The organism is Bacillus cereus group sp. RP29 (assembly GCF_040459765.1).
Classification (GTDB): domain Bacteria; phylum Bacillota; class Bacilli; order Bacillales; family Bacillaceae_G; genus Bacillus_A; species Bacillus_A paranthracis.
The window spans coordinates 361,134-376,608 of record NZ_JARVHN010000001.1; the positions used below are offsets into that span (position 1 = coordinate 361,134).

The window sequence follows — 15,475 nt, forward strand, 5'->3', positions numbered from 1 at the left end:
GGGAAATGGAGCTGTGGTTCAAAAAAGAGTTCAGGTTTCATTAAAAAACGGTTTACAAGCACGTCCGGCTGCGTTGTTTGTACAAGAGGCCAATCGCTTTCATGCAGATATTTTCATCGAAAAAGATGGGAAGACAGTAAATGCAAAGAGCATAATGGGGATTATGAGCTTAGCAATTGGAACTGGTAGCATGATAACAATTACAACAGAAGGTTCAGATGCAGAAGAGGCTTTAGAGGCATTAGCTGCATATGTACAATAAGAAGCTATCGCGCATGTGCGATAGCTTTTTTGTTGTTTGGGGCTTGTTGGTGGGGGTATGTGGGATGTGTGTTCTTGTCGAGAATTGTCGGTAAGTCGATAAGTTGTGTCGAAACGTCGATATATTAAAATAATCGCCGATATAATTGGAGTTACGGTCGATATATTTGAAAAATCGCCGATATATTTAGAGGGATACTGAGTGGGGTATGTTCGTGCGGAGATTTAACTATAAAAAAGCGCCCTGTAATAGGCGCTTTTTTATGTATCCAGCTCCAGCGACTCTAAATAAGCCGCTTCCGCTTTAAATATCTATTAACGATTTGTAAAGATCTTATCGATTAAACCGTATTCTAAAGCTTTTTCTGCTGTCATGAAGTTGTCGCGGTCTGTGTCGCGTTGTAGCACTTCAAGTGGTTGACCTGTGCGGTCAGCAAGAATTTGGTTTAGTTTTTCACGTAAGAATAGAATACGTTTAGCAGCGATTTCGATTTCAGTCGCTTGACCTTGTGCACCACCAAGTGGTTGGTGAATCATTACTTCACTGTTTGGAAGTGCATAACGTTTTCCTTTTTCACCTGCTGCAAGTAAGAATGCACCCATAGATGCAGCCATACCGATACAGATTGTTGATACTTGCGGTTTAATAAACTGCATTGTATCGTAAATTGCCATACCTGCTGTGATAGAACCACCAGGGCTGTTGATGTAGATGTGAATATCTTTTTCTGGATCTTGAGATTCCAAGAATAAAAGCTGGGAAACGATTGAGTTAGCTACGTTGTCATCAATTGCGCTACCAAGCATAATGATGCGGTCTTTTAATAGTCGAGAGTAAATATCGTAAGCGCGTTCTCCACGATTTGTTTGTTCAATTACTGTAGGAATTAAATTCATCTGTTATTTCCTCCTTATAAAGCTTTCTTAGTCTTATAATACAATTATGGTCAATAAAGGTCAAACGAAACCACTTTAAATCAAAAAAATATGTAGTTGTACCATGAAATATTCGCTATGTTTTTGAAATTCCCTGCTTATGTATCTTCAACATCATAACCGAATTACATAAATTTAAACGTTATAAAAACTGTAGAAAAAAAGAAAAGAACGCCTTTTGACTGAAGCGTTCTTTCGATATCTATTCTTTTAAAAGATAGGTTACTTTATTTAAAATCTTTTCGATTTGTTTCGCGTTTTTACTATACATTTCGCTCGCTGATTTCGACTTTGTTTCTAAGGAAAATAGTTCAAGATCAGCATGACATTTTTTTAATGATGCTAATAATAAAGGTTTGTTTTGAGGAGAAGGCATTTGTAGTTTGTCATTATAAATGTCGATAGTCAGTTGTCCGTATGAATCAACTTGACCGAGAAAGACATTTTCGATAACAACACCGAGCTTTTCTAGTTCAGCATGTAGCCAAGCGCGGTTATGTCCACTTGCGGATAGCGGTTCATCTAAGACATTGCCATCCATAATAACAGTTTGTGGTTCTTTTTCGTTTGCTACTTTTAAACCGATGTCTTTTGCTGTGAGTGGTTGGCGATCTTTCTTTAATAATACATTTAATTCTCCGCTCGGTTCTAGTACAGCAAATTCAACATCAGCTACGCTGAAAGCATCTTTTCCACGGAGAAGTTCCAGTAATTCGTCACTTGTATATTTTTCTTTCTTTAAGTTGTCTTCGAGTATCTTTCCGTCTTTTATTAATACGGTAGATTTCCCTTCAAAGAAGTCCCGAGCTGTTTTGTTCTTTAAAGAGAGGATTCCTGTTAAAAAAGGTACCACAGCGAAAATGAGTATCGCAAAGACGCCGTGGAAAAATTTTGAATCGAGCCCTGTAGATACTTGGGCAGCGATGTCACCGATTGTCATTCCGGCTATGTATTCAAAAAAGGAGAGCTGAGAGATTTGTCTTTTCCCTAACCATTTCGTAATAGCGAATAAAATAATTAATATGAATACAGAGCGAAGAATGACAAGTGTCCATTCCGGCAGGTGAGACATAGTCATTTCCTCCAGTCTACTTAAAACCCTTTATATTGAGGTTCTTCACGTTCTAATACTGAAACTCTATTCTGTAAATCAGCGATGATGCTGTCCATTTCTAACATACATTCATGAAATACACGTTTTGATTCTTCATCTTGTGAATTTAAAGAAAGGGAGCTTAAACTTGCTTGAGCCCCCCTTACACTAGCAAGGCAGGTTTTAACACTAGCAATAACTGTCATACAAACACCTTATCCTTTCGGTTTGAATAGCAATGCTCCGATGAAGCCGAAAATAATAGCTGCGGATACACCGGCGCTTGTTACTTTAAACATGCCGGTAATAACGCCAACGATGCCATGTTTTGCGGCTTCTTCCATTGCGCCGTGAACGAGGGCATTACCAAAGCTTGTAATAGGTACGGTTGCCCCAGCTCCAGCGAAGTCAATTAATGGTTCATACAAATTGAATCCATCTAATATAGCTCCAGCAACAACGAGTGTTGCCATTGTATGAGCGGGTGTTAGTTTGCCGACATCAAACATAAGTTGGCCAATTACACATATGAGTCCGCCAATGACGAAAGCCCAGAAAAAAATCATTGCGTTGCACCTCCGAATTCAATTGAAACGGCGTGAGCGATGCACGGAATCGTTTCTTCTTGTTGGAATGTAAGTGGAGATAGTAAAGCGCCTGTCGCAACGACAAGTATTTTTTTGAACTCTCCTCTTTTCATTCTGTTTAATAAATGACCGTACACGACTGTTGCGGAACATCCTGGTCCACTAGCCCCAGCTATGACAGGTTGCCCTTCTCTATAAATGAGCAGCCCGCAATCTTGAAACTGTTCGCTCGTTACTTTCGTTCCGTGTTTATGTAATAAGTCATAAGCAATTTCGCGGCCGACATGTCCGAGGTCACCGGTTACGATTAAATCGTAGTAAGAGGCGTCGATTTGGCGTTCGCGTAGGTGGGCCTCAATTGTATCGACGGCGGCTGGAGCCATTGCGCCTCCCATATTAAACGGATCTGTTAATCCCATATCAACCACTTTTCCGATTGTGGCTGATGTTACCCTAGGGCCGTTTCCAGTATCACTTAAAATAGCGGCTCCTGCTCCAGTTACTGTCCACTGTGCAGTAGGTGGCTTTTGTCCGCCGTATTCGGTAGGATAGCGGAATTGTTTTTCTACAGCTGTATTATGACTGGATGCACCAGTTAATAAATATTTTGCGCCTTTTGCATTTACGATACTCGCCCCAAGTGCTAAACCTTCCATAGAAGTAGAACAAGCGCCGAATAGTCCGAGATAAGGAGTACCCAGTGTACGGCAAGCAAAGCTTGTAGGGGTAATTTGATTAATTAAATCTCCTGCGAGTACAAATTGGATATCGTCTTTACGAAGTTCTGCTTTTTCAGTGGCGCGGCTACAAGCTTCTTCGAACAAAATTTTATGTGCTTTTTCATAGGAATCTTGTCCGAGCCATAAATCTTCATGAAGGATATCGAAGTCTTCGGGGATTTTTCCTTTTGCTTCAAACGGCCCGCCGACGACTCCTGTCGAAATAATAACTGGTTTGTTTTCAAATACCCACGTTCGGTGTCCTTGTAACATTTATAGCCCTCCCCATTGAACGAGAATCGTTTTAATAAGTGCGATGACGAAAGCTGAAAATACACCAAATAAAATAACGGAGCCGGCTAATTTAAACATGTTACCGCCAACGCCAAGGACAAACCCTTCCGTCCGGTGCTCGATACATGCGGCGACAACAGAGTTACCAAATCCAGTGACAGGTACAGCTGTCCCAGCACCTGCAAATTGACCGAGACGATCATATACGCCGAATCCAGTTAGTAACATCGAGATGAAAATAAGAGTTGCTACTGTTGGATTCCCTGCTGAGCGTTCAGTGAAATCGAAATACGTAATATAAAAAGTAGAAATGAGTTGCCCAATTAGGCAAATGAAACCACCAACGAAAAAGGCTTTTATACAGTTTTTTAAGACAGGACGCTTCGGTTCGCGTTCTTGCTCGAATTTTTTATATTCCTGTTGCACAGGGGTTAAGTTTTTATCTTTACTAGACATTGCAAACCTTCCTTTTCTTTTAAAAAGCGTTAAGTGTTAGACTCCATTTTTTTACCAATGAATTTTAATTGTTTATTAATTTCATCTTTAGATACTTTCTTTTCCTTAATTTTTCTTTCAAGCTTTTCAAGTAACACAAAGATTTTTTTATCTGTACTTACACGAACATCGAAAGTGGGGTGCTCATCACTTAGCTGCTTTTGGAGCTTCTTACGGAGAGGTTTTAATCCAAATCTTTCGTGATGCTCAGGTGTAACTGCTATGTAGAGATCTAAATTTGAATTTACTGCTGTACTTTTTATAATTTCATCCATAGTGAGAGCTCTTTTCTTGGCTCCTTGTGATATAGATTGATTAAAGGATTCCATACTCGTTTTTGTTAACTTTGGACCTTTCTCTTTCTCCGTTCGTTTTGCTTCTTCTTTCACTTTTTTATCTAAAGGACTATTATCACATCCGGTAAAAGAGCTAAATAGAAGGGCAAATAATACGGTTATGAGTCCGAGTTTTTGCATATTTATCATTCCATTTCTATTGCAATATGTAATGTGATAGAAAAAGGATGACTGCATATCATCCTTTTTCTATTTCACAGCAAGACTGATTCGTTATTGCTGTGAGTATTGTGGTTCTTCTTGTTGGACTTCTTCAACGCGTGGGTTTAAAGAATCGATAATCGTTTGTGTTTGCTGTGCAGCTGTTTGGAAAAGTTGCTTAGCTTGTTGATTATCCGTATCAAGAGCGAATCCCTCTAAGCTAGCTTGTGCACTTTTTAATCCAGAAACAGTTTGTTTTAATTTCGTAATTACAGTCATTGAATGAAGCCCCCTTTGGAATATCAATTCAAAGATTATAATTTGTGAGTTGGGGTGAATTTATGATTGGAAAATTTAGGGGTGGGTGCTTTGTTAATATACTCATAACTAAGCGTCATAAAGGATTACGGGGATATTTTTATTGATTTAGATGGATTTTATTGCTATTATTATGAGAAGAAAATGAAGTGTTTTCTATTATCATGCGCCCATAGCTCAGTCGGATAGAGCGGTGGTTTCCGGTACCACGTCTGCCGGGGGTTCGAATCCCTCTGGGCGCGTCAAAAAGTCCTAACTTACGTTTTGTAGGTTAGGACTTTTTTTATTTCCCTCTTGTTATATCTAATAATAAGATTTACTATTAGTACTTGGTTATAAAATGATTCCGTTATTATTTTCTTTCAATATTATTCAAATTTCGGTTGTAAGTTGTAAATCTCATTAATACATATAAATTAATAATATTTTGGAATGGGTGTCTGTGATAGCATTCTCCTTTTACCAAACTTATTGTACAATAGAAACAAGGGGGAGATTAGTTTGAAGGCAAGTCTTTTACAAGAACAAAGCTTACGTTTGGCAATGACACAAGAGTTAAGGCAAGCGATTACAATGCTCCAGTATAATGTACAAGAATTATCGGAGTTTTTGTATGAGCAATCGTTAGAGAATCCCCTTATTGAGTTAGGTGGTTTTGAGAGGGAGAAGAAAAAGAGCTCTAACAACAGTAAAAGTACCAGCAAACAAGTCGAGAATCAGATGGAAATCTACAGTGTGGATTCTACAACGATTCAGCAACATTTATTAAATCAAATACAGTATTATAAAATAGAGGAAGAAGAGCGAAAAGTAGCTTCTTTCATTATTATGAACATGGATGGAAATGGGTATTTACAAGAAACGAATGAAGAGTTAGCAAATCTTCTTTCCGTACCACTTCATGTAGTCGACCGCTCTGTAGAGCTTGTCCAATCACTGGAGCCAGCAGGGGTAGGAGCGCGTAATATTCAGGAATGTCTAACCTTGCAATTGAAGCGCTTACAAAGGCGGAATGGATTAGCAGAAGAGGTTGTAGAAGACCATTTCGCTTATTTCGTGAAGAAAGATTGGCGAAAGCTCGTTCAAGTGTTGAAGTGTAGTAATGAGGAATTGCAATCGGCGGTGAACTGTATTACGTCATTACAGCCGAAACCAGGTCTTGCGTTTTCTTCTGATAAACCACTTTATATTGTGCCTGATATGGCGGTGAAAAAAGATGGTGATCGTCTCGTTTTACAAATGAATGAGAGAAATATGCCGAGAATTGAAATTCATTCTGAATATAGTGCGCTTCTTAATAATAGTGAAAGTGAAGTAGCATCTTACGTTTCAGAAAAGTATCAGCATGTGCAGTGGATTATGCGTAGTTTGAAACAGAGAAAACAAACGCTTTTGCAAGTAATGACCATTATTATGGAAAAACAACGTGATTTCTTCTGGAAAGGTCCGGAGTATTTAAAGCCACTTGCTTTAAAAGAAGTAGCTGAAGAGTTAAGTGTGCATGAATCGACAATTAGTCGCGCAACGCGAAATAAATATGTGCAAACACCACACGGTTTATTTGAGATGAAATCGTTCTTTAGTAATGCCGTTTCGACTACTGAAGATGAAGCAGTCTCTACAAAGCGTGTAAAACAATTTATTCAAACGCTTGTTGAGGCAGAGAATAAGAAAAAGCCACTTTCAGATCAAAAGATTTCAAAATTGTTAGAAGAAGAGCATGAAATCGTTATTTCTCGAAGAACAGTGGCGAAGTATAGAGAGCAAATGCACATCCCAGCGTCGTCATTACGAAAAACGATCGGATAGGTGAAGAAGATGAAAGTTGTACTGTATACAAAAAATGATTGTGGCCTTTGCGTGAAGGCGAAACAAGTTTTACAGGAAGTACAATGTGAATATTCTTTTCAAATTGAGGAAATAGATATATATGAAGATAATGACCTTTTAGAAAAATATCATCTAATGATTCCGGTTGTAGAAATAGACGGAAAACAAGTAGAATATGGTAACATTCACAAAGGTGTCATAATAAACTATATAAAGAATGCAGTTAAGAGTTGAATAAGTTTCTATCTCCTGTTACAATAATACACGTAGCAGGGATTATTTTTTTAACCTATGTGGGACACAAAATGTCACTACGGGACGTAAAGTGACCATGAGGGAAAATGAACCGATGTAGTGAGGAGAAAAGATATGCGCTCATGGATTCAGAACACAAAAAAATTATTACCTGATCTGCTACCTGTTATGCAAACGAGAATGCAAATTCTTCAATACATTAGGCTTATGCAGCCGATTGGAAGAAGAAATTTATCAGCAAGTCTCGGTATGACAGAACGAGTATTGCGAAGTGAAGTTCAAGTTTTGAAAGAACAAAACTTAGTTCACGTCGCTTCTTCTGGAATGACTTTGACAGAAGAAGGAACAGCTTTAGTTCTTGCTTTGGAAGACTTTATGAAAGAAATTTCCGGGTTAAAGGTTTTAGAAAAGCAACTTAAGGAAACATTAGACTTGGATGAAGTTTTCGTTGTCCCTGGTGATAGTGATGAATCACCTTGGGTCAAACTGGAGATGGGCCGTGCTTGTGTGACTTGTATAAAAGACCGTCTGACAGCGAATAATATCGTTGCTGTGGCTGGAGGAACTACGCTAGCTGCTGTTGCGGACATGATGCAGCTTGATTGCAAAGATTTACATATGCTATTTGTCCCAGCACGTGGTGGAATTGGAGAAGGCGTCGAGTTAGAAGCCAATACCATTTGTGCCAAAATGGCGCAAAATACGATGAGTAATTATCGCTTATTGTATGTTCCAGACCATGTTAGCAGCGAAGCATATGCGTCTATTGTGACAGAGCCTTCCGTGAAAGAAGTTCTTGAGTTGATTCGATCTTCCAATATCGTCATTCATGGAATAGGTGATGCGTTAACAATGGCACGTCGCAGAAATACTTCAGAAGCAGATTGGTTAAAGATTCAGGCAAGCGAAGCAGTTGGCGAAGCTTTCGGTTACTACTTTAATGAACAAGGAAATGTTGTTCATAAAGTAAGAACAGTTGGTATGCAACTAGAGGATTTACAAAATGTATCTCACGTTGTTGCAGTCGCTGGAGGTTCTTCAAAGGCAAAGGCAATACAGGCTGTAATTAAACAAGGGCACACTTCAATTCTAATTACAGATGAAGGTGCAGCAAAACAGTTAACAAAGGGTATTACCCTTTAATATAATCCCCCAAGGAGGAAATTCAAATGACTAAAATTGGTATTAATGGATTTGGACGTATCGGACGTAACGTATTCCGCGCAGCACTTAACAACCCAGAGGTAGAAGTAGTAGCAATCAACGACTTAACAGATGCTAAAACTTTAGCTCACCTTTTAAAATATGACACAGTTCACGGAACTTTAAACGCAGAAGTATCTGCTAACGAAAGCAGCATCGTTGTTAACGGTAAAGAAATTAAAGTTATCGCTGAGCGTGACCCAGCACAATTACCATGGAGCGACTACGGAGTAGAAATCGTAGTAGAATCTACTGGCCGTTTCACTAAAAAAGCAGACGCTGAAAAACACTTAGGTGGATCAGTTAAAAAAGTTATCATCTCAGCTCCAGCTTCTGACGAAGATATCACTGTAGTTATGGGTGTTAACCACGAACAATACGATGCAGCTAGCCACAACGTAGTATCTAACGCTTCTTGTACTACAAACTGCTTAGCTCCATTCGCTAAAGTATTAAACGAAAAATTCGGCGTAAAACGCGGAATGATGACAACAATTCACTCTTACACTAACGACCAACAAATCTTAGACTTACCACACAAAGATTTACGTCGTGCTCGTGCAGCAGCTGAAAACATGATCCCAACATCTACTGGTGCAGCTAAAGCAGTAGCATTAGTATTACCAGAACTTAAAGGTAAATTAAACGGTGGCGCTGTACGTGTTCCAACTGCTAACGTTTCTCTAGTTGACCTAGTTGTTGAACTTGACAAAGAAGTAACAGTTGAAGAAGTAAATGCAGCATTCAAAGCAGCAGCTGAAGGCGAATTAAAAGGTATCCTTGGATACAGCGAAGAGCCATTAGTATCTATCGACTATAACGGATGTACAGCTTCTTCTACAATCGATGCATTATCTACAATGGTAATGGAAGGTAACATGGTTAAAGTACTTTCTTGGTACGATAACGAAACTGGTTACTCTAACCGCGTAGTAGACCTAGCAGCTTACATGACTTCAAAAGGTCTTTAATTCTTAATTATATAAGTTATCAATGACAAAACGAGGGAGAGGGTTTGTTCCCTCTCTCTCTTCTTTCGTTTTAAAAGCAAATGTGTTAAGCTTTTGAGTGGGTTTTGTCAATCCTAACTAGTAGTCGGAGGGAAATCCAATGAACAAAAAATCAATTCGTGACGTAGATTTAAAAGGTAAGCGTGTATTTTGCCGCGTTGACTTCAACGTACCTATGAAAGAAGGCAAAATTACAGATGAAACTCGTATCCGTGCAGCTCTTCCTACAATTCAATATTTAGTAGAGCAAGGTGCGAAAGTTATTTTAGCAAGCCACTTAGGCCGTCCAAAAGGTCAAGTAGTAGAAGAATTACGTCTTACTCCAGTAGCAGCACGTTTAGGCGAGCTTCTTGGTAAAGATGTTAAAAAAGCAGACGAAGCATTCGGACCAGTTGCACAAGAAATGGTTGCAGCAATGAACGAAGGCGACGTATTAGTTCTTGAAAACGTACGTTTCTATGCGGGCGAAGAAAAGAACGATGCAGAACTTGCGAAAGAATTTGCAGCTCTTGCTGACATCTTCGTAAACGATGCATTCGGTGCAGCTCACCGTGCTCACGCTTCTACAGCAGGTATCGCGGACTACCTATCAGCAGTATCTGGTTTACTAATGGAAAAAGAGTTAGATGTTCTTGGAAAAGCACTTTCTAACCCAGATCGTCCATTCACAGCTATCATCGGTGGGGCGAAAGTAAAAGATAAAATCGGTGTAATTCGTCATCTATTAGACAAAGTAGATAACTTAATCATCGGTGGCGGACTTGCTTACACATTCGTTAAAGCTTTAGGTCATGAAATTGGTCTATCTCTATGTGAAGACGACAAGATCGAACTAGCAAAAGAATTTATGCAACTTGCAAAAGAAAAAGGCGTAAACTTCTACATGCCAGTTGATGTTGTAATCACTGAGGAATTCTCTGAAACTGCAACAACTAAAATCGTTGGTATCGACTCTATCCCTTCTAACTGGGAAGGCGTGGACATCGGTCCTAAAACACGTGAAATTTATGCAGATGTAATTAAAAACTCTAAGCTTGTTGTATGGAATGGACCAATGGGTGTATTCGAAATGACTCCATTCTCACAAGGTACAAAAGCAGTAGGACAAGCATTAGCAGATGCAGAAGGTACATACTCTGTTATCGGCGGTGGTGACTCTGCAGCAGCTGTTGAAAAATTCGGTATGGCTGATAAAATGAGCCACATTTCTACTGGCGGCGGTGCGTCATTAGAATTCATGGAAGGTAAAGAGCTTCCAGGTGTAGTTTGTCTTAACGACAAATAAGTAGCAGCCAAAGAAAAAGGACGGTGCAAAGCATGCGTAAACCAATTATCGCAGGTAACTGGAAAATGAATAAAACTCTATCTGAAGCAGTTAGCTTCGTAGAGGAAGTTAAAGGTCAAATCCCAGCAGCTTCAGCTGTTGATGCAGTAGTTTGCTCTCCAGCTCTATTCTTAGAGCGCCTTGTAGCAGCGACTGAAGGAACTGATTTACAAGTAGGTGCACAAAACATGCACTTCGAAAAAAATGGTGCATTCACTGGTGAAATTAGCCCAGTAGCACTTAGCGACTTAAAAGTAGGCTACGTAGTACTTGGCCACTCTGAGCGTCGTGAAATGTTTGCTGAAACAGATGAGTCAGTAAACAAAAAGACTATCGCAGCATTTGAACATGGTTTAACACCAATCGTATGTTGTGGTGAGACTTTAGAAGAGCGCGAAAGCGGAAAAACATTTGATCTAGTAGCAGGTCAAGTGACAAAAGCACTTGCAGGTTTAACTGAAGAGCAAGTTAAAGCAACTGTTATCGCTTATGAGCCAATCTGGGCTATCGGTACAGGTAAATCTTCTTCTTCTGCAGATGCAAACGAAGTATGTGCGCACATCCGTAAAGTTGTTGCAGAAGCTGTTTCTCCAGCTGCTGCAGAAGCTGTTCGTATTCAATACGGCGGTAGCGTAAAACCAGAAAACATTAAAGAGTACATGGCACAATCTGACATCGACGGCGCTTTAGTTGGCGGTGCTAGCTTAGAGCCTGCTTCGTTCTTAGGTCTTCTGGAGGCGGTAAAATGAGAAAGCCAACAGCTCTAATTATTCTTGACGGTTTCGGACTTCGTGAAGAAACTTACGGGAATGCTGTAGCACAAGCTAAGAAACCTAATTTTGATGGTTACTGGAACAAATTCCCTCACACAACGCTTACAGCTTGTGGCGAGGCAGTAGGTCTTCCAGAAGGTCAAATGGGTAACTCTGAGGTTGGTCACTTAAATATCGGTGCTGGCCGCATTGTATATCAAAGCTTAACACGCGTAAACGTTGCAATTCGTGAAGGTGAGTTCGATAAGAACGAAACGTTCCAAAGTGCAATTAAAAGCGTAAAAGAAAAAGGTACTGCACTTCATTTATTCGGTTTACTTTCTGACGGTGGTGTGCACAGTCACATGAACCACATGTTTGCTCTTCTTCGCTTAGCAGCTAAAGAAGGCGTTGAGAAAGTATACATTCATGCATTCTTAGATGGCCGCGATGTTGGACCAAAAACAGCACAAAGCTATATCGATGCAACAAATGAAGTAATTAAAGAAACAGGAGTAGGACAATTCGCGACTATCTCTGGTCGTTATTACTCCATGGACCGTGACAAGCGTTGGGATCGCGTAGAAAAATGTTACCGTGCTATGGTGAATGGTGAAGGACCTACTTATAAATCAGCAGAAGAGTGTGTAGAAGACTCTTATGCAAATGGTATCTACGATGAATTCGTATTGCCGTCTGTAATTGTTAACGAAGATAACACGCCAGTTGCAACAATCAATGATGATGATGCAGTTATCTTCTATAACTTCCGTCCAGACCGTGCAATTCAAATTGCTCGTGTATTTACAAACGAAGACTTCCGTGAGTTCGATCGTGGTGAAAAAGTACCTCACATTCCAGAATTCGTATGTATGACACACTTTAGTGAAACAGTAGATGGTTACGTGGCATTCAAGCCAATGAACCTTGATAACACTTTAGGTGAAGTTGTTGCGCAAGCGGGATTAAAGCAACTTCGCATCGCGGAAACTGAAAAGTATCCGCACGTTACATTCTTCTTTAGCGGTGGTCGTGAGGCTGAATTCCCAGGAGAAGAGCGTATCTTAATTAACTCACCGAAGGTTGCAACGTATGACTTGAAACCTGAAATGAGCATTTACGAAGTAACGGACGCTTTAGTAAATGAAATCGAAAATGATAAACATGATGTTATCATTCTTAACTTTGCGAACTGTGATATGGTTGGCCATTCTGGGATGATGGAACCAACAATTAAAGCAGTAGAAGCAACTGACGAATGTTTAGGAAAAGTTGTAGAAGCGATTCTTGCAAAAGATGGTGTAGCACTTATTACTGCTGACCATGGTAATGCTGACGAAGAATTAACTTCTGACGGAGAGCCAATGACAGCTCATACAACTAACCCGGTTCCTTTCATTGTTACTAAGAACGACGTAGAATTACGTGAAGGTGGTATCTTAGGTGATATCGCTCCAACTATGCTTACACTTCTTGGTGTTGAGCAACCGAAAGAAATGACAGGTAAAACAATTATTAAATAATTTGCTTATATAAAAAGGAGAGAATTTATTATGTCAACAATTATTGATGTTTATGCTCGCGAAGTCCTTGACTCTCGTGGTAACCCAACTGTAGAAGTAGAAGTTTACACAGAAAGCGGCGCTTTCGGACGCGCTATCGTACCAAGTGGTGCATCTACTGGTGAACACGAAGCAGTAGAATTACGTGACGGTGACAAATCTCGTTACCTTGGTAAAGGTGTTGTTAACGCAGTAAACAACGTTAACGAAATTATCGCTCCAGAAATCGTTGGTTTCGACGTAACTGACCAAGCTGGTATCGACCGTGCTATGATCGAATTAGATGGCACTCCAAACAAAGGTAAACTAGGCGCTAACGCTATCCTTGGTGTATCTATGGCAGTAGCTCACGCAGCAGCTGACTTCGTAGGTCTTCCATTATACCGTTACCTTGGTGGATTCAATGCAAAACAATTACCAACTCCAATGATGAACATCATCAACGGTGGTTCTCACGCTGATAACAACGTAGACTTCCAAGAGTTCATGATCTTACCAGTTGGTGCTCCAACATTCAAAGAATCAATCCGTATGGGTGCTGAAGTATTCCATGCACTTAAAGCTGTATTACATGACAAAGGTCTTAACACTGCAGTAGGTGACGAAGGTGGATTCGCTCCAAACCTTGGTTCTAACCGTGAAGCATTAGAAGTAATCATCGAAGCTATCGAAAAAGCTGGTTACAAAGCTGGCGAGAACGTATTCTTAGGAATGGACGTTGCTTCTTCTGAGTTCTACAACAAAGAAACTGGTAAATATGACCTTGCAGGCGAAGGCCGTACTGGCTTAACTTCTGCAGAAATGGTTGATTTCTACGAAGAGCTTTGCAAAGACTTCCCAATCATCTCTATCGAAGATGGTTTAGACGAAAACGACTGGGATGGTCACAAATTATTAACTGAGCGTCTTGGAAGCAAAGTACAATTAGTTGGTGACGATTTATTCGTAACTAACACTCAAAAACTTGCTGAAGGTATCGAAAAAGGTATCTCTAACTCAATCTTAATTAAAGTTAACCAAATCGGTACTTTAACTGAGACTTTCGAAGCTATCGAAATGGCTAAACGTGCTGGTTACACAGCAGTTGTATCTCACCGTTCTGGTGAAACTGAAGATGCTACAATCGCTGACATCGCAGTTGCAACTAACGCTGGCCAAATCAAAACTGGTTCTATGAGCCGTACTGACCGTATTGCTAAGTACAACCAATTATTACGCATCGAAGACGAACTAGGCGAAATCGCTGTTTACGATGGTATCAAATCTTTCTACAACATCAAACGATAATTGTAGAAAATAACGACAGACCGTGAGAAATCACGGTCTGTTTTTTTATGCTAAAATTGTTCCCCCGTCATAAGTGACATGAAATGTTTAAAGAAACTGTTATAATCAAAATCAATTGCAATTTGATGACCCGGCCAATCAATAAATGGCTTTTGGTTCACTAAAGAACGAAATTCCCCTATGCTTGCTCCTTGTGCAGAGGATTCTGTCATGACAACGATAGGGGATTTGTGATACGTAAACATAGAGTTATCAAGTAAAGCGAGTATTGGCATTGTGTCATGGAAGGGGCTACCCTTTAAATGTGGTAGAGCATTTTTATAATAGCCGTAGTAATAATGATCGAATAACGGTTTGACGAGTGGGGCTTTTCCTTTTGCTTCAATATATTCAGCCATTTCTGGTGTAATGATGGAATATTGGGTGACGTTTAATGGATAGATGTACATGTTAGGTGAGGATTGAAGGACTATATTAGCGGCAGTAGGGTCACCATAAAAGTTTGCTTCAGAAATAGGGGTGACATTACCAGGATGTAAAAAGGCACCGCCCATTACGTAGTAAGATTTAATTTGTTTCATTAACTGTTTGCACATGATAAATAAAATTGCTAGAGAGGTAAGTCTTCCTAAACTTACAATAATTAATTCATCTTTATACTGTTCAATAAGAGGAATCACTTCAAAGAAATTCTCCATTTCTCCGTTAGTCACATTCCCATTTGGAATAATTGGCCCAAGTCCTTGTTTCCCGTGTACATCTGTAAAAAAAGCAGGCGGGGCACCAGTAAGAGGGCGTTCTGAACCACCGAATATCTTAATATTTCTATTCCTTGTTTCATTCTTAAGAAAATGAGCATTTTGTACGGCCATCTCTTTTGGAACATTGCCGTAATCAGCAACAATACCGATGATTTCTATTTCATCGATAAAGAATGCTAGGAGGAGAGCCATCGTATCATCAATGCCAGGATCACAAAAAATAAGAACTTTTTTGGGCATATGTTCACCACCTATCTTGTTTATATATATGTAAGCTTAAGGATAAAAAGA

At 39.7% G+C, this 15,475-nt stretch carries 18 protein-coding genes and 1 tRNA gene; 10 read left to right on the top strand and 9 right to left on the bottom strand.

The features are described from left to right. Nucleotides 1-13: 13 nt before the first annotated feature. Nucleotides 14-262 carry an HPr family phosphocarrier protein gene (locus QCI47_RS01765; protein ID WP_000250307.1) on the top strand — a complete coding sequence of 83 codons (249 nt, stop codon included), beginning with the start codon at nucleotides 14-16 and terminating at the stop codon, nucleotides 260-262. 314 nt (nucleotides 263-576) lie between these two features. Here QCI47_RS01765 and clpP read toward each other — a convergent pair whose 3' ends face one another. The 8 genes from clpP to QCI47_RS01805 form a co-directional block, all read right to left on the bottom strand. Next, entirely contained in the window at nucleotides 577-1,158 is a 582-nt protein-coding gene (gene clpP / locus QCI47_RS01770; RefSeq protein WP_001049162.1) for an ATP-dependent Clp endopeptidase proteolytic subunit ClpP, read from the bottom strand. A 241-nt stretch (nucleotides 1,159-1,399) separates the two neighbouring features. Further along, nucleotides 1,400-2,269, bottom strand: coding sequence for a DUF421 domain-containing protein (locus QCI47_RS01775; protein ID WP_000018909.1), 870 nt, complete (start codon nucleotides 2,267-2,269; stop codon nucleotides 1,400-1,402). Between the two features lie 20 nt (nucleotides 2,270-2,289). After that, nucleotides 2,290-2,496 carry a DUF1657 domain-containing protein gene (locus QCI47_RS01780; RefSeq protein ID WP_000215908.1) on the bottom strand — a complete coding sequence of 69 codons (207 nt, stop codon included), beginning with the start codon at nucleotides 2,494-2,496 and terminating at the stop codon, nucleotides 2,290-2,292. Between the two features lie 9 nt (nucleotides 2,497-2,505). Further along, a complete protein-coding gene (gene spoVAE, locus QCI47_RS01785; RefSeq protein WP_000575919.1) occupies nucleotides 2,506-2,856 on the bottom strand; it encodes a stage V sporulation protein AE in 351 nt (116 codons plus the stop codon). After that, nucleotides 2,853-3,869, bottom strand: coding sequence for a stage V sporulation protein AD (gene spoVAD, locus QCI47_RS01790; RefSeq protein ID WP_000938956.1), 1,017 nt, complete (start codon nucleotides 3,867-3,869; stop codon nucleotides 2,853-2,855). Before spoVAD ends, spoVAE begins: the two co-directional genes overlap by 4 nt. Next, nucleotides 3,870-4,346 (bottom strand): stage V sporulation protein AC, encoded by a 477-nt coding sequence (gene spoVAC, locus QCI47_RS01795; RefSeq protein WP_000095407.1) that lies wholly within the window; start codon nucleotides 4,344-4,346, stop codon nucleotides 3,870-3,872. A gap of 29 nt (nucleotides 4,347-4,375) precedes the next feature. Next, on the bottom strand, nucleotides 4,376-4,861 hold the full coding sequence (locus QCI47_RS01800; RefSeq protein ID WP_076868054.1) for a YhcN/YlaJ family sporulation lipoprotein: 486 nt from the start codon (nucleotides 4,859-4,861) through the stop codon (nucleotides 4,376-4,378). Between the two features lie 93 nt (nucleotides 4,862-4,954). Beyond that, a complete protein-coding gene (locus tag QCI47_RS01805; protein WP_000216166.1) occupies nucleotides 4,955-5,161 on the bottom strand; it encodes a DUF1657 domain-containing protein in 207 nt (68 codons plus the stop codon). A gap of 205 nt (nucleotides 5,162-5,366) precedes the next feature. Here QCI47_RS01805 and QCI47_RS01810 point away from each other — a divergent pair. The 9 genes from QCI47_RS01810 to eno all read left to right on the top strand — a co-directional run bounded on the left by QCI47_RS01810 (nucleotide 5,367) and on the right by eno (nucleotide 14,423). Beyond that, nucleotides 5,367-5,442, top strand: a tRNA-Arg gene (locus QCI47_RS01810). Nucleotides 5,443-5,701: 259 nt separating this feature from the next. Further along, the gene (rpoN, locus tag QCI47_RS01815; RefSeq protein WP_000647974.1) at nucleotides 5,702-7,009 is read left to right on the top strand and encodes an RNA polymerase factor sigma-54; all 1,308 of its coding nucleotides are present in this window, start codon (nucleotides 5,702-5,704) and stop codon (nucleotides 7,007-7,009) included. 9 nt (nucleotides 7,010-7,018) lie between these two features. After that, on the top strand, nucleotides 7,019-7,264 hold the full coding sequence (locus QCI47_RS01820; RefSeq protein WP_000869738.1) for a glutaredoxin family protein: 246 nt from the start codon (nucleotides 7,019-7,021) through the stop codon (nucleotides 7,262-7,264). Nucleotides 7,265-7,399: 135 nt separating this feature from the next. Further along, nucleotides 7,400-8,428 (top strand): gapA transcriptional regulator CggR, encoded by a 1,029-nt coding sequence (gene cggR, locus QCI47_RS01825; protein WP_001258187.1) that lies wholly within the window; start codon nucleotides 7,400-7,402, stop codon nucleotides 8,426-8,428. Nucleotides 8,429-8,454: 26 nt separating this feature from the next. Next, the gene (gap, locus tag QCI47_RS01830) at nucleotides 8,455-9,459 is read left to right on the top strand and encodes a type I glyceraldehyde-3-phosphate dehydrogenase (protein ID WP_000161231.1); all 1,005 of its coding nucleotides are present in this window, start codon (nucleotides 8,455-8,457) and stop codon (nucleotides 9,457-9,459) included. 139 nt (nucleotides 9,460-9,598) lie between these two features. Beyond that, nucleotides 9,599-10,783, top strand: a complete 1,185-nt coding sequence (locus QCI47_RS01835) for a phosphoglycerate kinase (protein ID WP_309422157.1) — start codon at nucleotides 9,599-9,601, stop codon at nucleotides 10,781-10,783. 32 nt (nucleotides 10,784-10,815) lie between these two features. Beyond that, nucleotides 10,816-11,571 (top strand): triose-phosphate isomerase, encoded by a 756-nt coding sequence (tpiA, locus tag QCI47_RS01840; RefSeq protein ID WP_001231036.1) that lies wholly within the window; start codon nucleotides 10,816-10,818, stop codon nucleotides 11,569-11,571. Then, nucleotides 11,568-13,097: a 2,3-bisphosphoglycerate-independent phosphoglycerate mutase gene (gpmI, locus tag QCI47_RS01845; RefSeq protein ID WP_001231150.1), complete on the top strand. Its 1,530-nt coding sequence runs from the start codon at nucleotides 11,568-11,570 to the stop codon at nucleotides 13,095-13,097. The genes tpiA and gpmI overlap by 4 nt, the downstream gene beginning before the upstream one ends. 30 nt (nucleotides 13,098-13,127) lie before the next feature. Continuing rightward, nucleotides 13,128-14,423, top strand: a complete 1,296-nt coding sequence (gene eno / locus QCI47_RS01850) for a phosphopyruvate hydratase (RefSeq protein WP_000103957.1) — start codon at nucleotides 13,128-13,130, stop codon at nucleotides 14,421-14,423. A gap of 50 nt (nucleotides 14,424-14,473) precedes the next feature. On the opposite strand, the gene QCI47_RS01855 is transcribed toward eno, so the two are convergent. Then, on the bottom strand, nucleotides 14,474-15,424 hold the full coding sequence (locus QCI47_RS01855) for a nucleoside hydrolase (protein WP_001125027.1): 951 nt from the start codon (nucleotides 15,422-15,424) through the stop codon (nucleotides 14,474-14,476). Between the last annotated feature and the right edge of the window lie 51 nt (nucleotides 15,425-15,475).